Here is a 21,459-nt window from a genome sequence, read left to right as displayed (position 1 = left end):
GGGAAAAAGAGCCTCAAGGGTAGGCCATCGCTCCGCCAGCGAACACCCCGGTACGACGATCAGACCTTTTTGACGAACTCGGATTTGAGCTTCATCGCACCGATGCCATCGATCTTGCAGTCGATGTCGTGATCGCCATCGACCAGGCGGATGTTCTTGACCTTGGTGCCGACCTTGACCACCAGGGACGAGCCCTTGACCTTGAGGTCCTTGATCACGCTGACGGTGTCGCCGTCCTGCAGAGGGTTGCCGACGGCATCGCGGATCACCTTTGTTTCATCGCCGGCGCCGGCCTCACCGGGCGTCCATTCATGGGCGCATTCCGGGCAGATCAATTGATCACCGTCGGCATAGGTGTATTCGGATGCGCAGAGGGGGCAGGGCGGTAGAGCGGTCATGGCGGGGGCACCTGGCTGGAAAAGCCGCGCATTGTATAGGGTTTTTGCCCTGTCTGGTGCCTGGGTACGCCTCCGCCTCTAGGCTACGAGCTGCACCTCGACGACGGTGCCATTGTCATTTCGATAGCGCGCCTCGCCACCGAGCTGCTCGGCCAGGCTGTTGATAATCTTGAAGCCCAGGCGCTGGCTGGTGCGCGGATTGAACTGCTGCGGCATGCCCCGACCGTTGTCGGCGATACGCAGCAGCAGGCGCTGATCTTCTTCACGTTGCAGGCTGATGCTGATCAGGCCGCGCTGGCTGTCCTCGAAGGCATGCTTGAGGGAATTGGTGACCACTTCCGCCACCAGCATCGACAGGGTGGTCAGGCGCGAGAGATCGAAATTCAGCGGCTCGGCGTTGATGGCGCAGGACACATTGGACTGTCCTGCCGCGGCCAGCAGATCGCTGGTGAGCAGCTGCAGGTGGTGAGCCACTGGCTGGTCGGCATCGGCGGGGTCGTGCAGGCGCCGATGAATGCGCGAGATGCTTTCCAGTCGCGAGCGCGCCTCTTCCAGGGCCTGGGAGGCCTGGCTGTCACCGGGCAGCTTGAGCTGCTGCAGCATGAGCAGCGAGGCGATGAACTGGATGTTGTTGGCCACCCGGTGCTGCAATTCCTGGAACATCGTCGTCTGGACGTTGTAGAGGTCGTGGATCACCTGCTGCTCGGCGCGCAAGCGGGCACTGGCCGTATGCATGTAGTGGATCAGCGCGATGTCCACTCCGACGATGACGACGTAGAGGGCCAGGGCCAGAAAGCCCTGGGCACCGACATCGAAGGTCCAGCCCGGAGGAATGAAGAAGTACCAGGCCGCGAGACCGGAAAGCATTGCACAGAGGACGCCGGCACGCGTGCCGCAGAAGAAGGCGGTCAGGATCACCGCCGGAAAGAAGGTCAGGTAAGGAAAGCCCTGCATCAGGATATCGGCCAGGGCGAAACGTGCGCCCAAGGCCAGGGCGAAGGCCAGTAGAGCGAGGCCGTAAGCCTGCGCCGGACGAGCTCGGATCGTACTGCTGAGATCGCTGATCCAATGACGACGAGACGACGGATCCAAGGCTCTAACCTGTGGTGTAGATAACGGCGGCGCAAGCTTAACGCAAAGCCGTCTCGCTTAGGGGGGCGGGCGCATCAAAGGCGCCTTTGCCCGGTCCGACGGCGGCATCCTGTACAAGACTTGGACCGCTTCAGCCGTTTCGTCGACTCGCGGACCAGGCGGGTACCTTTCTTGTACAACAGTGCCCTTGGTCGTATAGCTGAGGACGCTAGCGAATTGCTATGGTCAAACCATTGCAAATCTTTCAATCACAGGATCCGCTCATGAATCGCCAGCGTGTGCTAGTCGCCGAGGATGAGCCTGTTCTGCGAGAGCTATTGCAGGAGCTTTTCGAAGGCTGGGGTTATCAGGTGGATGCCTTCGGCAGTGCCGACGCGGCCTGTGCCTTCCTGCAGGAAGCGCAGCCCACGCTGGATCTGCTCTTTACCGATGTGCGGATGCCGGGCCTGCTGAGCGGTGTCGATCTGGCACTTCAGGCACGTGACCGCCAGGCGGGCCTGCCCATCGTCATCACCTCGGGCTATTGCGACGAAAATCCGGCTTCTGCGGCTCGTGCCACCTTTCTGCCCAAGCCCTGGGATCTGGAGATGCTGCACCGTAGTTGTCCCCAGCCCGTTACGCAGTAGCTCGCTGTCTGGGCGACTGCGGTCGCGTTGATCCTGAGCCACATGGCGAATCGCTGGGGCCCCAAGGTCTTTGCGAAACAGCGAGGGATAGTCGCGGATCTTCCCTGACAGCCGAGGTGGTACAGCGTCTACACGATGAAAATCGCACCCAAACAAAAAGCCCGTAGCGGTTACCCGCTACGGGCTTTTTCAGATTTTGGCTCCGCGACCTGGACTCGAACCAGGGACCCAATGATTAACAGTCATTTGCTCTACCGACTGAGCTATCGCGGAACAACGGGGCGTATCTTACTGATAGATAACGGGAAGTCAAGCCTCGGCGGCACCAGAAAAACGGGCCGCCGAAAGCTCTTCGTCAGCCCTTCAATACCGCGGCGATGGCCTGGATGGTGGGCTGCAGATTGCGCTCGTTCAGCGCGGCCACGCAGATGCGTCCGGTACTGACCGCATAGATGCCGAATTCGCTCTTCAGCCGCTCGACCTGCTCGGCGGTCAGGCCGGAGTAGGAGAACATGCCGCGCTGGGCGTTGACGAAGGCGAAGTCGCGGGTGGCGCCGGCAGCGGCCAGGCCTTCCACCAGGGCGTTACGCATGGTGCGGATGCGCTGGCGCATTTCCCCCAGTTCGGCTTCCCACAGGGCGCGCAGCTCGGGATTGCTCAGCACAGTGGCGACGATGGTGGCGCCATGGGTCGGTGGGTTGGAGTAATTGGTGCGGATCACCCGCTTGACCTGCGATAGCACCCGGGCGCTTTCCTCGCGGCTCTCGCTGACCAGGGTCAGGGCGCCGACCCGCTCGCCGTACAGCGAGAAGGATTTGGAGAAGGAGCTGGACACCAGGAAGGTCAGGCCGGAATCGGCGAACAGGCGTACGGCCTGGGCGTCTTCCTCGATGCCGTCGCCAAAGCCCTGGTAGGCGATGTCGAGGAAGGGCACCAGGTTGCGCGCCTTGACCACGTCCAGCACCGCTTGCCAGTCGGCCGGCTGCAGATCCACGCCAGTGGGGTTGTGGCAGCAGGCGTGCAACACCACAACCGAGCGCTCTGGCAATGCCTTGAGATCGGCCAGGAAGCCTTCGCGATTCAGGCCATTGCTGGCGGCGTCGTAATAGCGATAGTTCTGCACGGGAAAGCCGGCGCTCTCGAACAGGGCGCGGTGGTTTTCCCAGCTCGGATCGCTGATGGCGACCACGGCGTCCGGTAGCAGGCGCTTGAGGAAGTCGGCACCGATCTTCAGGGCGCCGGTACCGCCGACCGCCTGCACGGTGATGGCGCGACCTTCGCGCACCAGACTCGATTCGGCACCGAACAGCAGGTGCTGCACGGCCTGGTCGTAGGCGGCGATGCCCTCGATGGGCAGGTAGCCACGCGGCGCCTGGGCGGCCACGCGCTGCTTCTCGGCCTCGGCCACGGCGCGCAGCAACGGAATGCGGCCCTGCTCGTCGTAGTAGACCCCCACGCCCAGATTGACCTTGTGCGGACGGGCGTCGGCGTTATAGGCCTCGTTCAGGCCAAGGATGGGGTCGCGGGGTGCCATTTCGACGGCGGAGAACAAACTCATGGGGCAGGGGCTCGAATGAGGGGTGAAGGGAAGGGCGGAACGCTTAGGAACCAGGAGTATAGCCCCCCTGCAGGCACCATCGCGACCCGACCTCGATAGGAGATTTCCTGACGTGCGGCGCCGCAGGCGGATTGCAAAGGGGCGCATGCGACCTCATCTAGGGGCTTCCAGCCTTTTCCTCGTCCACACCGCCCTGACCTTGCGTCAGCGTGGTGGTGTCCGTGCATTTCCGCGCTACTGAGGCAGCCATGTCCGCATTCCAGCTTTCCACCCGCTACACCCCGGCCGGCGACCAGCCCGAAGCCATTCGCCAGATGGTGGAAGGCCTGGAGGCGGGCCTGTCGCACCAGACCCTGCTCGGCGTGACCGGCTCGGGCAAGACCTTCAGCATCGCCAACGTCATCGCCCAGGTGCAGCGCCCGACCATGGTGCTGGCGCCGAACAAGACCCTGGCCGCCCAGCTCTATGGCGAATTCAAGGCCTTCTTCCCGAACAACTCGGTGGAATACTTCGTCTCCTACTACGACTACTACCAGCCGGAAGCCTATGTGCCCTCGTCGGACACCTTCATCGAGAAGGACTCGTCCATCAACGACCACATCGAGCAGATGCGCCTCTCTGCTACCAAGGCGCTGCTGGAACGCAAGGACGCCATCATCGTCGCCTCGGTGTCCTCCATCTACGGCCTGGGCAGTCCCGAGGCCTACCTGAAGATGGTCCTGCACCTGGATCGCGGCGATCGCATCGACCAGCGCACCATCCTGCGCCGGCTGGCCGAGTTGCAGTACAGCCGTAACGACATGGAATTCGCCCGCGCCACCTTTCGCGTGCGTGGCGACGTCATCGACATCTTCCCGGCGGAATCCGACCTGGAAGCGGTGCGCATCGAGCTGTTCGACGACGAGGTGGAGAGTCTGTCGGCCTTCGATCCGTTGACCGGCGAGGTGATCCGCAAGTTGCCGCGCTTCACCTTCTATCCCAAGACCCACTACGCCACGCCGCGCGAGACCCTGCTGGGCGCCATCGAGAACATCAAGCTGGAGCTCGCCGACCGCCTCGAATGGCTGCGCAGCCAGAATCGTCTGCTCGAAGCCCAGCGCCTGGAGCAGCGTACTCGCTTCGACCTGGAGATGATCCTCGAACTGGGGTACTGCAACGGCATCGAGAACTACAGCCGCTACCTGTCGGGGCGTGGTCCGGGCGAGCCCCCGCCTACCCTCTACGACTACCTGCCGAGCAATGCCCTGCTGGTGATCGACGAATCCCACGTCACCGTTCCGCAGATCGGCGCCATGTTCAAGGGTGACCGCTCGCGCAAGGAAACCCTGGTGGAATACGGCTTTCGCCTGCCCTCGGCGCTGGACAACCGACCGCTCAAGTTCGAGGAGTGGGAGGCCGGCGCGCCCCAGACCATCTTCGTTTCGGCCACCCCCGGCCCTTACGAGGAAGAACATGCCGGCCGCGTGATCGAGCAGGTGGTGCGGCCCACCGGCCTGGTCGACCCCATCATCGAGATCCGTCCGGCCACCACCCAGGTGGACGATCTGCTCTCCGAGATCCGCCTGCGCGTGGCCCAGGAGGAGCGGGTGCTCTGTACCACCCTGACCAAGCGCATGGCCGAGGACCTCACCGACTACCTGGCCGATCACGATGTGCGGGTGCGCTATCTGCACTCGGACATCGACACCGTTGAGCGGGTGGAGATCATCCGCGACCTGCGCCTGGGTACCTTCGACGTGCTGGTGGGCATCAACCTCTTGCGCGAAGGCCTGGACATGCCCGAGGTCTCCCTGGTGGCGGTGCTGGACGCCGACAAGGAGGGCTTCTTGCGTTCCGAGCGCTCGCTGATCCAGACCATCGGCCGGGCGGCGCGTAACCTCAACGGCAAGGCCATCCTCTATGCCGACAACATGACCGGCTCCATGCAGCGCGCCATCGACGAGACCGAGCGCCGCCGCAACCGGCAGCTGGCGTTCAACGAAGAGCACGGCATCGTGCCCCAGGGCATCAAGAAGGACATCCGCGACATCATGGAAGGCGCCGCCGCGCCGGGCGGTAAGGGCAAGCGTCGCGTGGCCAAGGCTGCCGAGGACAAGGGCGAATATGCCGCCGAACTGCGCTCGCCCAGCGAGATCGGCAAGCGCATCCGTCAGCTCGAAGAGAAGATGCTGCAATTGGCGCGCGACCTGCAGTTCGAGTCCGCAGCCCAGCTGCGCGACGAGATACAGGCGCTCCGCGAGCGCCTGGTCCAGGTTTAAGGTGATGGGCTCAACTGGCAGCGCTGACCCCGGCGCTGCTACCATTCCACCTTTGTCCCTTCGCGTTTTTCGAGAAAGCCGATGACCACCGTTCGCACGCGCATCGCGCCGTCGCCCACCGGCGACCCGCATGTCGGTACCGCCTATATCGCCCTGTTCAATCTCTGCTTCGCCCGTCAGCACGGCGGTCAGTTCATCCTGCGTATCGAGGATACCGACCAGGTTCGCTCGACCCGCGAGTCCGAACAGCAGATCTATGATGCCCTGCGCTGGCTGGGCATCGAGTGGGACGAGGGCCCGGATGTTGGCGGTCCCCATGGCCCCTATCGGCAGAGCGAGCGCGGCGAGATCTACTGGAAGTACGCCCGGGAGCTGGTGGAGAAGGGCCACGCCTTCTACTGCTTCGCTACTCCGGAAGAACTCGACCAGATGCGTGCCGAACAGCAGGCGCGTGGTGAAACCCCGCGCTACGACGGTCGCGGCCTGCGCCTGAGCCAGGACGAGGTGCAACAGCGCCTGGACGCGGGTCAGCCCTATGTGATCCGCATGAAGGTGCCGGAGGAGGGCGTCTGCGTCGTCCCCGACCTGCTGCGCGGCGATGTCGAGATCCCCTGGGATCGCATGGACATGCAGGTGCTGATGAAGGCCGACGGCCTGCCCACCTATTTCCTCGCCAACGTGGTCGACGACCACCTGATGGGCATCACCCACGTCCTGCGCGGCGAAGAGTGGCTGCCTTCGGCACCCAAGCTGATCAAGCTCTACGAGTACTTCGGCTGGGAGCAGCCCCAGCTCTGCTACATGCCGCTGCTGCGCAATCCGGACAAGAGCAAGCTTTCCAAGCGCAAGAATCCCACCTCGGTGACCTTCTACCAGCGCATGGGCTACCTGCCGGAAGCCATGCTCAACTACCTTGGACGCATGGGCTGGTCGATGCCCGACGAGCGCGAGAAATTCACCCTGGACGAGATGGTCGAGCATTTCGACCTCCAGCGTGTGTCCCTGGGCGGTCCGATCTTCGACGTCGAGAAGCTCTCCTGGCTCAACGGCCAGTGGCTGCGCGAACTGAGCCCCGAGCGCTTCGCCGCCGAGGTGCAGCAGTGGGCGCTCAATCCCGACTACCTGCTCAAGATCGCACCCCTGGTGCAGCAGCGCGTCGAGACTTTCAGCCAGATCGCCCCGCTGGCCGGCTTCTTCTTCAGCGGTGCGCTCAATCTGGATCCGGCGCTGTTCCAGCACAAGAAGCTGTCCGCCGACCAGGTCCGCCTGGTCATGCAACTGCTGCTGTGGAAGCTCGAAGCCCTGCGCCAGTGGGACAAGGAACGCATCACCGCGATGATCCAGGCCGTCGCCGAGCACCAGCAGCTCAAGCTGCGTGACGTGATGCCGCTGCTGTTCGCCGCCATTACCGGCCAGGCCAGCTCGGTCTCGGTGCTGGACGCCATGGAAATCTTGGGTCCGGACCTCACGCGCTTCCGCTTGCGGCAGGCGGTCGAGCTGCTGGGCGCACCCTCCAAGAAAGAAACCAAGGAGTGGGAGAAGCTGCTGACCGAACTCGGCTGACAGCCCTCCGGCCGACCCCGTCGTTGGGGTCGGCTTGTTTTTCGCGCCAGGATGGCCACATGACCTCCAAGACTCCTCCGCACCACACTGGCCTGGAAGCCAGATTGGCTGGCGGTACGACGCCTAGGCTGGACCTTCATTCCGGCGACCGCGACGCCCGTATTCCTGCTCGCCGGACCAATCCCGGCCGCGCGAGGCCGCGGTCCCCAAGGCATGCCGGTGCTGATTCGCCTTCGTTATCATGCCAGTCTTGGTGGTATCAACATCGTTGTGCACTCTTTGCAGCAGCGCTACGGTTGGTGGGTGGGCAAGGTGCGGAAGGGTATCGCTTGCCTGAGCGTTCACCTGGCCCGGTTCGTTGTCGAGTCCGGCGCCATTCTCATTTCCCTCCTGGCCGCCGCGATCCTTATCTGACCCGGCGATCGATCCTCGCGCAGGTCGTTACAGTGGGATCGACTACGGGCTTTCCGTCGCGCGATCGCAACTTCGATTGGTCCGCGACCCGCCTTGGCTTTAAGATGGCGCCCATTTTCGGCGGCCCGGCCGTCGTCATCGCAAGTTGAAGAGGTCTCCATGAGCTGCGATTTCCTGGCGCAAGCCCTTCCCGGCGTACAGAAACTTTCGCCCTACGTGCCCGGCAAGCCTGTCGATGAATTGGCCCGCGAGCTGGGTATGGCGCCCGCCAGCATCGTCAAGCTCGCCAGCAACGAGAATCCCCTCGGCCCGAGTGCCAAGGCCCTCGAAGCCATCCGCGCCGAGCTGGCCGACCTGACCCGCTATCCCGATGGCGGCGGCTTCGACCTCAAGCAGGCCCTGAGCAAGCGCTTCGGCGTGGCCGCCAATGGCATCACCCTGGGCAACGGCTCCAACGACATTCTCGAACTGGTCGCCCGAGCCTACCTGGCACCCGGCTACAACGCCGTGTTCAGCGAGCATGCCTTCGCCGTCTATCCGCTGGTGACCCTGGCCATCGGTGCGGAAGGTCGCAGCGTCCCGGCCAAGGACTACGGTCATGACCTCGACGCCATGCTGGCCGCCATCGATGCCGACACCCGGGTGGTCTTTGTCGCCAACCCGAACAACCCCACCGGCACCTGGTTCGACAGCGAAGCCCTGGCCCGCTTCCTCGCCCGCGTGCCCGAACACGTCCTGGTAGTGCTGGACGAGGCCTACATCGAATACGCCGAAGGCAACGAGCTGCCGGACGGCCTGGCCTTCCTCGCGCAGTATCCCAACCTCGTGGTGTCGCGGACCTTCTCCAAGGCCTATGGCCTGGCCGCCTTGCGCGTGGGCTATGCCTTCTCCTCGCCGACCGTGGCCGATGTCCTCAACCGGGTACGCCAGCCGTTCAACGTGAACAGCCTGGCCCAGGCCGCGGCCTGTGCGGCCTTGGCCGACAGCGACTACCTGGCCCGCAGCCGCGCCCTGAACGACGCCGGCATGGCCCAGCTGGAAGCGGGTTTTCGCGACCTCGGCCTGGCATGGATTCCTTCACGCGGCAATTTCATCGCCGTCGACCTGGGTCGTGATGCCGGGCCGATCAACCAGGGCCTGCTGCAGGAAGGCGTCATCGTTCGCCCCGTTGCCGGTTACGGCATGCCGACCTTCCTGCGCGTCTCCATCGGTACCGAGGCGGAAAACGCCCGCTTCCTGGTAGCACTGGGCAAGGTGCTGGGGCGTGGCTGACATGGCCGCCCCCGTGATCGAACGTCTTGTCGTTGTCGGCCTGGGGCTGATCGGCGGCTCCTTCGCCAAGGGTGCTCGCGCCAGTGGTCTTTGCCGTGAAGTGGTCGGGATCGACCGGGATCCGGATACCCGGCGCCAGGCGGTGGAGCTGGGCGTGGTCGACCGTTGCGTCGCCGAACTCGCCGAGGCCTGTCCCGGCGCCGATGTCATTCAGCTCGCCGTGCCCATCCTGGCCATGGAGCGCGTGCTGGCCGATCTGGCGGCACTGCCGCTGCAGGGCGCCATTCTCACCGATGTCGGCAGTGCCAAGGGCAACGTGGTGCGCGCCGCACGCCGCGCCTTTGCCGGCCAGTCGCTGCGTTTCGTCCCGGGGCATCCCATCGCCGGTTCCGAACGCAGTGGCGTCACCGCGGCCAATGCGGCCCTGTTCAATCGTCACAAGGTCATCCTCACGCCACTCGAAGAAACCCTGCCGGCCGACCTGGACAAGATCGATCGCCTCTGGCGCGCCATCGGCGCCGACGTCGAGCACATGACCGTCGATCATCACGATCAGGTTCTCGCCGCCACCAGTCATCTGCCGCACCTGTTGGCCTTCAATCTGGTGGACTCCCTGGCCAAGCGCAGCGAGAACCGCGAGATCTTCCACTATGCCGCGGGCGGTTTCCGCGACTTCACCCGTATCGCCGGCAGCGATCCGACCATGTGGCACGACATCTTCATCGCCAATCGCGAAGCCGTGCTGCAGGCGCTGGACACCTACCGCACCGATCTCGACGAACTGCGCGGTGCCATCCAGGCCGGCGATGGTCAGTTCCTCATGGAGGTGCTGACCCATGCGCGGGGCGCGCGCGAATATTTCGGGCGCATCCTCGCCAGTCGTACCCAGGCCGGCGCTCAGGCCGCCAGCCATCATTCCCTTACGGAGGGGCACTCATGAGCAGTACCGCACCCGTCATCACCCTCGACGGCCCCGGCGGTTCGGGGAAGGGCACCCTCGCGGCGCTGGTCGCCCGCCAGCTCGGCTGGAACCTGCTGGATTCCGGCGCGCTCTATCGGCTGCTGGCCTTCGCCGCGCGTAACCATGGCGTCGACTACACCAACGAGGAGTCGCTCAAACTGCTGGCGGCCCATCTGGACGTCCAGTTCCTCGCGGGGCACGAGCACGGCCAGCGCATCATCCTCGAAGGCGAGGACGTCACTGACGTCATCCGCACCGAGGAAGTCGGTGCCGGCGCCTCCCAGGTCGCCACGCTGCCTGCCGTTCGTGATGCCCTGCTGCAGCGCCAGCAGGCCTTCCGCGAAGCGCCCGGCCTGGTGGCCGATGGTCGTGACATGGGCACCGTGGTTTTCCCGGATGCCGAGCTGAAGATCTTTCTGACCGCCGGTGCCGAGGAACGGGCACAGAGGCGTTATCTTCAGTTGAAGCAAAAGGGCGAAAATGTTAGTTTGCCTGCCCTCCTGGAAGAGATCCGTGAGCGGGACGCCCGCGATAGTCAGCGTAGCGTTGCTCCGCTCAAGCCTGCCGACGACGCCGTCGAGCTGGATTCCACGCATCTCTCCATACAACAGGTATTGGAACGCATCCTGACCCTGGCCGCCGAGCGCGACCTGGCAGGATGAAGGCCGAGGCTCATTCGAGTCGTCGGTGAAAGCTGCCGGGAACCAGTCACATCCCGGTAGCCGGATGGTTACCACTCACCCCGCATGGGCTGGTCATGCGGTAGCCGGATACATCGGGTATCCATACAACAGGTATAAACATGAGCGAAAGCTTCGCAGAACTCTTTGAAGAAAGTCTGAAATCCCTCGACATGCAGCCGGGCGCCATCATCGTCGGCACCGTGGTGTCGATCGATGGCGACTGGGTTGTGGTCGATACCGGCCTGAAATCCGAAGGCCTGGTTCCGCTCGAGCAGTTCTACAACGAACAAGGCGAGCTGACCATCAACGTGGGTGACGAAGTCCACGTAGCCCTGGATGCCGTCGAAGACGGTTTCGGCGAAACCAAAGTGTCTCGCGAAAAGGCCAAGCGCGCCGAGTCCTGGCTGGTCCTGGAAGCCGCGTTCAGCGCCGACGAAGTGGTCAAGGGTGTCATCAACGGCAAGGTCAAGGGCGGTTTCACCGTCGACGTCAGCGGTATCCGCGCGTTCCTGCCGGGCTCCCTGGTCGACGTCCGTCCGGTGCGTGACACCACTCACCTGGAAGGCAAGGAACTCGAGTTCAAGGTCATCAAGCTGGACCAGAAGCGCAACAACGTTGTCGTTTCCCGTCGTAGCGTCCTGGAAGCCGAGAACAGCGCCGAGCGTGAAGCTCTGCTGGAATCCCTGCAGGAAGGTCAGCAGGTCAAGGGTATCGTCAAGAACCTCACCGACTACGGTGCGTTCGTCGACCTGGGCGGCGTGGATGGCCTGCTGCACATTACCGACATGGCCTGGAAGCGCATCAAGCATCCGTCGGAAATCGTCAATGTCGGCGACGAGATCGACGTCAAGGTGCTGAAGTTCGACCGCGAGCGCAACCGCGTCTCCCTGGGTCTGAAGCAGCTGGGCGAAGATCCGTGGGTCGCCATCAAGGCTCGTTACCCGGAAGGCACCCGCGTTCAGGCGCGCGTCACCAACCTCACCGACTACGGCTGCTTCGCCGAGCTGGAAGAGGGCGTGGAAGGCCTGGTACACGTGTCCGAAATGGATTGGACCAACAAGAACATCCACCCGTCCAAGGTCGTTCAGGTCGGCGACGAAGTGGAAGTCATGGTCCTGGATATCGACGAAGAGCGTCGTCGTATCTCCCTGGGCATCAAGCAGTGCCGCGCTAACCCGTGGGAAGAGTTCTCGGGTCAGTTCAACAAGGGCGACCGCATCTCCGGCACCATCAAGTCGATCACCGATTTCGGTATCTTCATTGGTCTGGAAGGCGGCATCGACGGCCTGGTACACCTGTCCGACATCTCCTGGAACGAAACCGGCGAAGAAGCCGTGCGTCGCTTCAAGAAGGGTGACGAGCTGGACACCGTGATCCTGTCCGTTGACCCGGAGCGCGAGCGCATCTCCCTGGGCATCAAGCAGCTGGAAGACGATCCGTTCTCCAACTACGCCTCCCTGAACGAGAAAGGCACCATCGTGCGCGGTACCGTCAAGGAAGTCGATGCCAAGGGCGCTGTCATCACCCTGGGCAACGAGATCGAAGGCGTCCTGAAGGCGTCCGAAATCAGCCGTGATCGCGTCGAAGACGCCCGTAACGTGCTGAAGGAAGGTGACGAAGTCGAAGCCAAGATCATCAGCATCGATCGCAAGAGCCGCGTGATCAGCCTCTCCGTCAAGTCCAAGGACGTCGACGACGAGAAGGAAGCCATGAGCTCCCTGCGTAGCAAGCAAGAGCCTGCTGCTGGCCCCACCACCATCGGCGACCTGATCAAGGCGCAGATGGAAAGCCAGAACTAAGTTCGAGCTTGAATGAAAAGGCGACCCTTCGGGGTCGCTTTTTTTTGCTCTGCAGAAAGGGAAGCAGGGTGGTCATGAGACGTAAAAGTTACCGAGGCGAAAGCGACCTGCTTGACTTTTCAAAAATCGGCCAGCGTGCTAAAAGTCCTTGAAGGTGATCTAGCCGCTTGATAACGAAGGAAAAAATCCATGACCAAGTCGGAGTTGATCGAGCGCATCGTGTCCTACCAGGGGCAACTTTCGTCCAGGGACGTCGAGCTGGCTATCAAGACCATGCTGGAGCAGATGGCCCAGGCGCTTTCCACAGGTGATCGCATCGAAATCAGAGGCTTCGGCAGCTTTTCTCTGCATTATCGGGCGCCTCGGACCGGGCGCAATCCCAAGACAGGCGAGTCGGTATTGCTGGACGGAAAGTTCGTGCCGCACTTCAAACCGGGCAAGGAGTTGAGAGACAGGGTCAACGAGTTGGAGCCATAAAGCCGTCGCCCAACTCTTCTGTCCGCTCGATTACCGTCTAAGCTATTGATTCTTCTGCTTTTTTAATCTGAGCCAGAATCGTCAAAAAAGCGTTGTTTATTCATTTTTCATCGGTATTTTGACGTTTACAAAAAAAGTCAAGGCGTTTTGATATTTTTGTAGACGAGTTCCGATTTTTGTATGAGACTTCCTTCACATAAGGTCTTGGGTGACCTCGTAGTCCACGCCGAGTGAGGAAGTTGTCATGCGCCACTATCTTTTCATCTGGATTGGTATCGCCGCCTGCTTTACCAGCATGCAACTTGGGCATCCCTTCCTGGCCGTTGCTGCTCTGGCTGGCAGCTGGATGGTAGCTCTATTCCTGCAGCCCGCTCAGCGCGTTGAGAACTTCTCCCGTCACTACGTTGCTCCTCCGGCCGCTCGTTTCCAGGCCGTTGAAGTGCGGGCGACTGCCAAGACGTTCTAAAGCTTTACCGTTTTACGGCCCGCCAAGCTCACGCTTGGCGGGCTTTTTTATGCTCGCGTTTTGCGCGGCTAGGCCCTCGCGGGGCAATGTCTTACCATAAGCCCCCTTTCCTGGCTGACTGGCACGGCGCAACGCATTGATGGAACGCAAGATTCTGGTGACGGGGGCGAGAGGCTTCGTGGGTGCCGCCCTGGTTAGGCAGCTGCAGACCAAGGGGTATCCGGTGATCGCAGCGCAACGCCAGGCGTCCGCGGCTTCTACCGTGGGTGGCATCACGACGGTGATCCAGGAGCTGTCCAGCGATACCGATTGGTGTGCAGCGCTGGCAGGGGTGGACACGGTCATTCACCTCGCGGCGCGCGTCCACCAGTTGGGCGAACAGCCGGGCGCGGAGAGCGAAAGGCGCTACGACGAAGTGAATCGAGCTGCCACGCTGAAGCTGGCACGGGACGCCTCTGCCGTCGGCGTTCGCCGCTTCATCTTTGTCAGCAGTATCAAGGTCAACGGCGACTGGACTCAGCCCGGTCGGCCCTTTCGCGCTGACGATCCTCCTGCGCCCAGTGACGCCTATGCACGTTCGAAGGCGGCCGCCGAACAGCAGCTGCTGGCGCTGATGGCCGAGACCGGGCTGGAAGTGGTCATCGTGCGACCGCCGCTGATCTATGGGCCTGGAGTAAAAGCCAATGTGGCTCGCCTGCTGGACACCCTGGCTCGTGGTGTACCTCTGCCCTTGGGCGGTGTCCGCCATAACAGGCGCAGCCTGCTGGCCCTGGAGAACCTGGTCGATCTGTTGATCCTGTGCATCGAGGCGCCCAAGGCCGCGGGCGCCATCCTGCTGGCCAGTGACGACGAGGACGTGTCTACTGCCGAATTGCTGCAGCTACTGGCCGAAGGCTTGGGGTGCAATGCCCGGTTGATGCCGATTCCACCTGCCTGGCTCGAATGGGGCGCTCGGCTGCTGGGTCGCGGCGATGTGGCGCAAAGACTCTGTGGTTCACTGCAAGTCGATATTCAGCCTACCAAGGCCTTGCTCGACTGGCAGCCTCCGCTGTCGGCGCGCATTGCGCTTCGGGCGCTGGGAGCGCAGCAAGCACACCCGGAGGGCAGGTGATGCTGCTGCTGTTGTTGATAGCAGCCGTTGGCTGCAGCTGGCTGGGTACCGCAGCACTCAGGCGCTATGCCTTGTCCGGCGGTTTGCTCGATGAACCCAATGCCCGTAGTTCGCATCAGGTGGCGACACCTCGTGGCGGCGGCCTGGCGATCGTCGTGGTATTTCTGCTCGGCTGCGCAGTCCTGCTGCTGCTGGGACGGCTAGAACCTTCGTTCTGTGGTGTGCTGACAGGGGCAGGGTTGCTGGTGGCGGTACTGGGCTTCGTTGACGATCATCGTCATGTCGGTGCTGGCTGGCGGTTGCTCGGCCATTTTCTTGCCGCCCTGGGCACCCTGCTGTGGCTGGGTGGCTATGGCGTCCTGCCTGATACTCTGGCCGGGTCGCTCGGGTTGCCCGGTTGGCTGATAATTGCTCTGGGGTGTCTGTATCTGGTCTGGCTGCTGAACCTCTACAACTTCATGGACGGTATCGATGGTATCGCCGCCGTGGAAGCCCTGACTGTCTGTCTGGGTATGGCGCTGGTGTATGTATTCGTCGGTCAGAGCCAGTTGGTGGCGGCGCCGCTGCTGTTGGCGGCAGCGGTCAGCGGGTTTCTGTTGTGGAATTTTCCGCCTGCCCGAATCTTCATGGGCGATGCGGGTAGCGGCTTCCTCGGCCTGGTCCTCGGCATTCTTTCGCTGCAGGCGGCGCTGACCGATCTGTCGCTGTTCTGGGCCTGGCTGATCCTGCTTGGTGTCTTCGTGGTGGATGCGACCTGGACGCTGCTGCGGCGCCTGAGTCGCGGCAAGAAACCCTACGAAGCCCATCGCACCCATGCCTATCAGTGGGCGTCGCGGAGGCATGGCGCGCACCGGTCGGTGACCCTGGCCGTGCTGGTGATCAATCTGTGCGGGTTGCTGCCTATCGCTTTGCTGGTGGGTGCCGGGCGTTTAAGTGCCATACTGGGCCTCTTGCTTGCCTATGGGCCTTTGCTTTGCCTGGCCCTTCGATACCATGCTGGGACCGATGAGGTAGCCGCGGCTGCGCAGTCCACCGGAATCAAGGATTAGGGACACTGACATGTTGCGTGACCATCTGGTCAAGCTGAACCGGCGTACGAAGAGAGTCATCCAGGTCGCGGTCGACCTGCTGCTGATCTGGCTCTCGCTATGGTTGGCCTTCTATCTGCGCCTGGGCTCCGTGCAGATGATCGAGCCCTTCAGTGGTCATGCCTGGCTGTTCATTACCGCCCCGGCCATTGCCATCCCGCTATTCATTCGCTTCGGCATGTACCGGGCGGTCATGCGCTATCTGGGCAACGATGCGCTGATCGCCATCGCCAAGGCGGTGACCCTGTCGACCCTGCTATTGTCCGTAGTCATCTACTGGTATCGCGATCTGCCGGAGATCGTCCCGCGCTCGATGATCTTCAATTACTGGATCGTCAGCCTGATCCTGATCGGGGGGTTGCGCCTCGCGCTGCGTCAGTACTTCCTCGGTGACTGGTATCGCGCCATCACGGTGCCCTTCATCAAGCAGCCCGACGAATTGCCGCGGGTGGCCATCTATGGCGCCGGCTCGGCCGGCAACCAGCTGGTCGCGGCCCTGCGCATGGGCCGGGCCATGCGCCCGGTGGCCTTCATCGACGATGACAAGAGCATCGCCAACCGCATCATCGCCGGGCTCAAGGTCTACACGCCAAAGCACATCCAGCAGATGATCGACGAGTCGGGCGCCGAAGAGATCCTCCTGGCGATACCGTCCGCCACGCGCGCACGCCGGCGCGAAGTGCTTGGGCTGCTGGAACCCTATCCACTGCACGTCAGAACCGTGCCGCGCATCAGTGATCTGGCCTGTGGCAAGGTGCAGGTGGACGATCTTCAGGAAGTCGATATCGCCGATCTGCTGGGGCGCGATCCCGTCACGCCCCGCCCCGAGCTGTTCGCCCGCTGCATTACCGCCCAGGTGGTAATGGTCACCGGGGCAGGGGGCTCCATCGGTTCCGAGCTATGTCGCCAGATCATCGGGCAGAAGCCGCGCACCCTGATCCTGCTCGACCACGCCGAATTCAATCTCTACAGCATCCATCGTGAGCTGGACGCCTATATCCAGCGCGAAGCCCTGCCGGTCACCCTGGTACCCGTGCTGGGCTCCATCCGCAATGCACCCTTGCTGTTGCAGGTGATGCGGCACTGGAAGGTCGCTACCCTCTACCACGCCGCGGCCTACAAGCATGTGCCCATGGTCGAGCACAACATCGCCGAGGGATTCGGCAACAATGTGCTGGGAACCCTCAACGCCGCCCAGGCAGCCATCCAGGCCGGCGTGACCAGCTTTGTGCTGATCTCAACCGACAAGGCGGTTCGCCCCACCAATATCATGGGCAGTACCAAGCGGCTGGCCGAGATGATCCTCCAGGCGCTGAGCCGCGAGGCCGCGCCCGTGCTGCACGGTCAGGCGGACGGCATCCATCAGGTCAATCGCACCCGTTTCACCATGGTGCGATTCGGCAACGTGCTGGGCTCGTCCGGCTCGGTCATCCCGCTGTTCCGTACCCAGATCCGCAAGGGTGGTCCGGTGACCGTTACCCATCCCAAGATCACGCGTTTCTTCATGACCATCACCGAGGCTGCCCAACTGGTCATCCAGGCGGGCGCCATGGGGGAGGGCGGTGACGTCTTCGTGCTGGACATGGGCGAGCCGGTCCGGATCGTCGAGCTGGCCGAGCAGATGATCAAGTTGTCAGGTCTGAGCGTGCGCTCCCCGACCAATCCCCATGGCGACGTGGCCATCGAGTTCACCGGGCTGCGTCCAGGTGAGAAACTCTATGAAGAGCTGCTCATCGGTGATGACGTAAGCCCGACCTCCCATCCCAAGATTATGCGCGCCAGCGAAGATTTCCTCGCCTGGGAAGCCTTTCAGGCCGCTATTATCGAGCTGAGTCGAGCAATCGACGCAGGCGATTATCTGCGTGTCCGCCAGCTGCTGCGCGATACCGTCGCCGGCTATTCTCCCGAGGGCGATATCGTCGACTGGCTGCACGGCAAGAGATCCATCGAGTGATCCCGTCCACGCTTTCTTTCAGCCTGGATTTGAAGCCGAGCACAGAAGCGGCAGCCTCCCACCGCTAGGCTGAACTTTCTTTTCCTGCCACTGTTTAACTCAGGTCTTTGGGTACATAGCTGTGGCTGTGACCCGAGCCAGGGATGGCTGCGCCGTCCTCCGATGTCTCGCCCGCGGCGCTGGGCGCGATGATGTACAAATCGATATAGGCAGGATTCAGGATGAAGGTACTGGTAACAGGTGGCGCGGGTTTCATTGGTTCCGCCGTAGTACGTTTTCTTATCAACGAGACCCAATGCAAGGTTGCCAACGTCGACAAGCTGACGTACGCCGGTAACGTGGATTCCCTGGCCGAAGTCGCCGACTCCGACCGCTACGAGTTCCACCAGGTGGACATCTGCGACTTCGCCGCTCTGCAGCAGGTCTTCGCGTCCTTCCAGCCCGATGTAGTCATGCACCTGGCGGCCGAGTCCCACGTGGACCGCTCCATCGAGGGCCCTGCCGCCTTCATCCAGACCAACGTGGTCGGCACCGGTGTCATACTGGAAGTGACTCGTGCCTACTGGAACGAGCTGGAGCCGGAAGCCAAGGCAGCCTTCCGTTTCCACCATATCTCCACCGACGAGGTGTACGGCGACCTGCATGGCACCGACGACCTCTTCACCGAGACCACGCCCTATTCGCCGAGTTCGCCCTATTCGGCCAGCAAGGCCGGCAGCGACCATCTGGTGCGCGCCTGGGGTCGGACCTACGGTCTGCCGGTGCTGGTGACCAATTGCTCGAACAACTACGGCCCCTATCACTTCCCCGAGAAGCTGATTCCCCACGTCATTCTCAATGCCATCCATGGCAAGCCGCTGCCGGTCTATGGCGACGGCTCCCAGGTGCGTGACTGGCTGTTCGTCGAAGACCATGCCCGGGCTCTATATACCGTGGTGACCCAGGGCGAGATTGGCGAGACCTACAACATCGGCGGTCACAACGAGAAGCGCAACCTGCAGGTCGTCGAGACCATCTGCGACCTGCTCGAAGAGCTGGCGCCGGAGAAGCCCGAAGGCGTGGAGCGTTATCGCGACCTGATCACCTTCGTCAAGGATCGTCCCGGTCACGACATGAGATACGCGATCGACGCCAGCAAGATCGGCCGCGAGCTGGGCTGGACGCCGGAGGAGACCTTCGAGACCGGCATGCGCAAGACCGTAACCTGGTACCTGAACAATCGTGAGTGGTGGCAGCGGGTACTGTCCGGCGCCTATCGTCTCGAGCGTCTCGGCGAAGCCGTTTAACGATCCTATCGCGGACACGTCCCTGGGCGTGTCCGACCGACAGCAACAGTCAATTTTCAGAGGACGATTGCCATGAGCAAATACAAGGGAATTCTGCTGGCCGGTGGATCCGGTACCCGTTTGCACCCCATTACCCTGGGCGTGTCCAAGCAGTCGCTGCCAATCTACGACAAGCCCATGATCTACTATCCGCTGTCCGTGCTGATGCTGGCCGGTATCCAGGAAGTGCTGATCATCTCGACGCCAGACGACCTGCCTGGCTTCCAGCGCATGCTTGGCGACGGCAGTCATTTCGGCATGCAGCTGAGCTATGCCGAGCAGCCCAGTCCGGACGGTTTGGCCCAGGCCTTCATCATTGGTCGCGAATTCGTCGGCGATGACAACGTCTGCCTGGTGCTGGGCGACAACATCTTCTACGGCCAGCGTTTCAGCGAGACGCTGCTCAAGGCGGCGAGCCTGGAAAAGGGCGCCACTGTCTTCGGTTACTACGTCGCTGACCCCGAGCGTTTCGGCGTCGTCGAATTCGATGAGCAGGGCAAGGCCCTGAGCATCGAAGAAAAGCCCAAGAAGCCGAAATCCAACTACGCCGTCACCGGTCTGTATTTCTACGACAACGACGTGCTGGACATCGCCGCCAATATCAAGCCGTCGCCTCGCGGCGAGCTGGAAATCACCGACGTCAACAACGAGTACCTGCGCCGTGGTTCGCTGAACGTGTCCCTGCTGGGCCGTGGTTTCGCCTGGCTGGATACCGGTACCCACGACGCCCTGCTGGAAGCTGGCCATTTCGTGCAGACCATCGAGAAGCGTCAGGGTCTGAAGGTCGCCTGCCTTGAAGAGATCGCCTTCCAGAAAGGCTGGATCACCTGCGAGCAGATGGCCCTGCAGGCCGAAGCCCTGAGCAAGACCGGCTACGGTCAGTACCTGGCGCGGCTGTGCAAGGAGCAGGACTGATGCAGGTCTTCGACACCGCGATTCCCGATGTGAAGCTGATCGAGCCCAAGGTCTTCGGTGATGACCGCGGGTTCTTCCTGGAGTCCTTCCAGGCCGATCGCTATGCCCAGCAGGCAGGAATCACCCTGCCATTCGTGCAGGACAACCACTCGCGTTCAGCTAGAAACGTCCTGCGTGGTCTGCATTTCCAGCGCAGCAAGCCGCAAGGCAAGCTGGTGCGGGTCGTGCGTGGCGAGGTACTGGACGTGGCCGTCGACATTCGTCGCGGTTCGCCCACCTTTGGCAATGTCGTGGCCGAAATCCTCTCCGAGGACAACAAGCGCCAGCTGTGGATACCGCCGGGCCTCGCCCACGGCTTCGTGGTGCTGTCGGAAACCGCTGATTTTGAATACAAGTGCACAGATTATTACGATCCCTCTGATGAAGGGTCTTTGATCTGGAATGATCCGGATCTGAATATCGACTGGCGGGTCAAGGATCCCATCCTGTCCGCCAAAGATGCACAAGGACTTCGATTGGCGGAGCTGTATAGATGAAGATACTGGTTACCGGAGCGAACGGTCAGGTCGGACGTTGTCTGACCGACCGGCTTCAGCGTTCAGAACTGGCATGGGAGGCCCATGGACGTGCCACTCTGGATATTGCTGACGAAGGCTCGGTAACCAGCCATCTCCAGCGGTTCGCGCCGGACGTGGTGATCAATGCGGCCGCCTATACGGCGGTCGACAAGGCCGAGCAGGAGCCGGAGATTGCCGCGCGCGGCAATATCGAAGGCCCTGCGGTACTGGCTCAGGCCTGTGGGGCGGCCGGTATCGCGCTGCTGCACCTGTCCACCGACTATGTATTCGACGGTACGGCCACCGAGCCCTATCAGGTCGAGGATCCCGTCAGTCCCTCCGGCGTGTACGGCATGACCAAGCTGGAGGGGGAGAATCGCGTGCTCTCCGCCTGCCCCCGGTCGGTGGTGCTGAGAACGGCCTGGGTGTTTAGCGAACACTGCAACAACTTCCTCAAGACCATGCTGCGCCTGGCGGCTGATCGCGATGAGTTGCGGGTGGTGAGGGATCAGGTCGGCTGCCCTACCTATGCGGGTCATATCGCCGATGCGCTGCTGCAGATCGCAGCCAAGGTCCAGTCCCAGCCGGATCAGGCGGCCTATGGGCTCTACCATTTCGGTGGTGACAGCGGCCTGAGCTGGTGCGATTTCGCGCGCTATATCGTCGATGCCGGAGAGGAACTCGGCATGCTGCAGCGAACCCCTCTCATTACCGGGATCGCGACCTCCGAATTTCCGACGCTGGCCAAGCGGCCCGCCTATTCCATGCTCGATTCCAGCGTGCTGGAGCAGCAGTTCGGCATAGCGCCCAGCGATTGGCGTCAAGGCGTCCGCCAGACCCTCCTGGCGCTCAAGACCGAGCACGCCCAGGCGGGGTCGCTGGTGAGTTGACCTTTTGACGGAGCGGTTTAAGCTTCCCGGATGACACAGTGGAACACGGAGG

General features: G+C 62.4%; 19 protein-coding genes, 1 tRNA gene and 1 pseudogene. 17 read left to right on the top strand and 4 right to left on the bottom strand.

Translation table 11 applies throughout. The features are described 5' to 3' along the window. Positions 1-59: 59 nt before the first annotated feature. Both ACWPW1_RS15385 and ACWPW1_RS15380 read right to left on the bottom strand, forming a co-directional pair. A complete protein-coding gene (locus tag ACWPW1_RS15385) occupies positions 60-398 on the bottom strand; it encodes a zinc ribbon domain-containing protein YjdM (RefSeq protein ID WP_313648959.1) in 339 nt (112 codons plus the stop codon). Positions 399-476: 78 nt separating this feature from the next. Further along, positions 477-1,490: a sensor histidine kinase gene (locus ACWPW1_RS15380; protein ID WP_454253355.1), complete on the bottom strand. Its 1,014-nt coding sequence runs from the start codon at positions 1,488-1,490 to the stop codon at positions 477-479. A 263-nt stretch (positions 1,491-1,753) separates the two neighbouring features. On the opposite strand from ACWPW1_RS15380, the gene ACWPW1_RS15375 reads away from it, so the two are divergent. Next, entirely contained in the window at positions 1,754-2,116 is a 363-nt protein-coding gene (locus tag ACWPW1_RS15375) for a response regulator (RefSeq protein WP_059315573.1), read from the top strand. Positions 2,117-2,313: 197 nt separating this feature from the next. Here ACWPW1_RS15375 and ACWPW1_RS15370 read toward each other — a convergent pair. Both ACWPW1_RS15370 and ACWPW1_RS15365 read right to left on the bottom strand, forming a co-directional pair. Continuing rightward, positions 2,314-2,389, bottom strand: a tRNA-Asn gene (locus ACWPW1_RS15370). An 82-nt stretch (positions 2,390-2,471) separates the two neighbouring features. Then, positions 2,472-3,674 (bottom strand): amino acid aminotransferase, encoded by a 1,203-nt coding sequence (locus ACWPW1_RS15365; RefSeq protein ID WP_323147819.1) that lies wholly within the window; start codon positions 3,672-3,674, stop codon positions 2,472-2,474. Positions 3,675-3,922: 248 nt separating this feature from the next. On the opposite strand from ACWPW1_RS15365, the gene uvrB reads away from it, so the two are divergent. The 16 genes and pseudogenes from uvrB (at position 3,923) to rfbD (ending at position 21,407) form a co-directional block, all read left to right on the top strand. Further along, positions 3,923-5,932 carry an excinuclease ABC subunit UvrB gene (gene uvrB, locus ACWPW1_RS15360; RefSeq protein WP_059315571.1) on the top strand — a complete coding sequence of 670 codons (2,010 nt, stop codon included), beginning with the start codon at positions 3,923-3,925 and terminating at the stop codon, positions 5,930-5,932. A gap of 81 nt (positions 5,933-6,013) precedes the next feature. After that, entirely contained in the window at positions 6,014-7,495 is a 1,482-nt protein-coding gene (gene gltX, locus ACWPW1_RS15355; protein WP_454253354.1) for a glutamate--tRNA ligase, read from the top strand. A 213-nt stretch (positions 7,496-7,708) separates the two neighbouring features. Then, a complete protein-coding gene (locus ACWPW1_RS15350; RefSeq protein WP_454253353.1) occupies positions 7,709-7,909 on the top strand; it encodes a hypothetical protein in 201 nt (66 codons plus the stop codon). A gap of 159 nt (positions 7,910-8,068) precedes the next feature. Then, positions 8,069-9,181, top strand: coding sequence for a histidinol-phosphate transaminase (hisC, locus tag ACWPW1_RS15345; RefSeq protein WP_454253352.1), 1,113 nt, complete (start codon positions 8,069-8,071; stop codon positions 9,179-9,181). 1 nt (position 9,182) lies between these two features. Then, a pseudogene (locus tag ACWPW1_RS15340) lies at positions 9,183-10,097 on the top strand (prephenate dehydrogenase/arogenate dehydrogenase family protein); the annotation flags it as partial. 20 nt (positions 10,098-10,117) lie between these two features. Beyond that, the gene (gene cmk, locus ACWPW1_RS15335) at positions 10,118-10,804 is read left to right on the top strand and encodes a (d)CMP kinase (protein WP_007160398.1); all 687 of its coding nucleotides are present in this window, start codon (positions 10,118-10,120) and stop codon (positions 10,802-10,804) included. A gap of 140 nt (positions 10,805-10,944) precedes the next feature. Continuing rightward, entirely contained in the window at positions 10,945-12,624 is a 1,680-nt protein-coding gene (gene rpsA, locus ACWPW1_RS15330; RefSeq protein WP_059315566.1) for a 30S ribosomal protein S1, read from the top strand. Between the two features lie 189 nt (positions 12,625-12,813). Continuing rightward, positions 12,814-13,101, top strand: a complete 288-nt coding sequence (ihfB, locus tag ACWPW1_RS15325; RefSeq protein ID WP_007160396.1) for an integration host factor subunit beta — start codon at positions 12,814-12,816, stop codon at positions 13,099-13,101. A 244-nt stretch (positions 13,102-13,345) separates the two neighbouring features. Next, the gene (locus tag ACWPW1_RS15320; RefSeq protein WP_323147822.1) at positions 13,346-13,567 is read left to right on the top strand and encodes a hypothetical protein; all 222 of its coding nucleotides are present in this window, start codon (positions 13,346-13,348) and stop codon (positions 13,565-13,567) included. A 139-nt stretch (positions 13,568-13,706) separates the two neighbouring features. Beyond that, positions 13,707-14,678, top strand: a complete 972-nt coding sequence (locus tag ACWPW1_RS15315; protein WP_454253351.1) for an NAD-dependent epimerase/dehydratase family protein — start codon at positions 13,707-13,709, stop codon at positions 14,676-14,678. Further along, on the top strand, positions 14,678-15,727 hold the full coding sequence (locus ACWPW1_RS15310) for an MraY family glycosyltransferase (RefSeq protein ID WP_454253350.1): 1,050 nt from the start codon (positions 14,678-14,680) through the stop codon (positions 15,725-15,727). Before ACWPW1_RS15315 ends, ACWPW1_RS15310 begins: the two co-directional genes overlap by 1 nt. Before the next feature lie 10 nt (positions 15,728-15,737). After that, a complete protein-coding gene (locus tag ACWPW1_RS15305; protein ID WP_271655476.1) occupies positions 15,738-17,720 on the top strand; it encodes a polysaccharide biosynthesis protein in 1,983 nt (660 codons plus the stop codon). Between the two features lie 221 nt (positions 17,721-17,941). Further along, entirely contained in the window at positions 17,942-19,006 is a 1,065-nt protein-coding gene (gene rfbB / locus ACWPW1_RS15300) for a dTDP-glucose 4,6-dehydratase (RefSeq protein WP_271655475.1), read from the top strand. Positions 19,007-19,078: 72 nt separating this feature from the next. After that, a complete protein-coding gene (rfbA, locus tag ACWPW1_RS15295; RefSeq protein WP_271655474.1) occupies positions 19,079-19,960 on the top strand; it encodes a glucose-1-phosphate thymidylyltransferase RfbA in 882 nt (293 codons plus the stop codon). Continuing rightward, the gene (rfbC, locus tag ACWPW1_RS15290; protein ID WP_059315559.1) at positions 19,960-20,496 is read left to right on the top strand and encodes a dTDP-4-dehydrorhamnose 3,5-epimerase; all 537 of its coding nucleotides are present in this window, start codon (positions 19,960-19,962) and stop codon (positions 20,494-20,496) included. Before rfbA ends, rfbC begins: the two co-directional genes overlap by 1 nt. Next, positions 20,493-21,407 (top strand): dTDP-4-dehydrorhamnose reductase, encoded by a 915-nt coding sequence (rfbD, locus tag ACWPW1_RS15285; RefSeq protein ID WP_323147826.1) that lies wholly within the window; start codon positions 20,493-20,495, stop codon positions 21,405-21,407. The genes rfbC and rfbD overlap by 4 nt, the downstream gene beginning before the upstream one ends. Positions 21,408-21,459 lie beyond the last annotated feature (52 nt).

It is taken from the genome of Pseudomonas sp. Marseille-Q7302, assembly GCF_965111925.1.
This window is presented reverse-complemented; position numbering and strand designations above follow the sequence as displayed.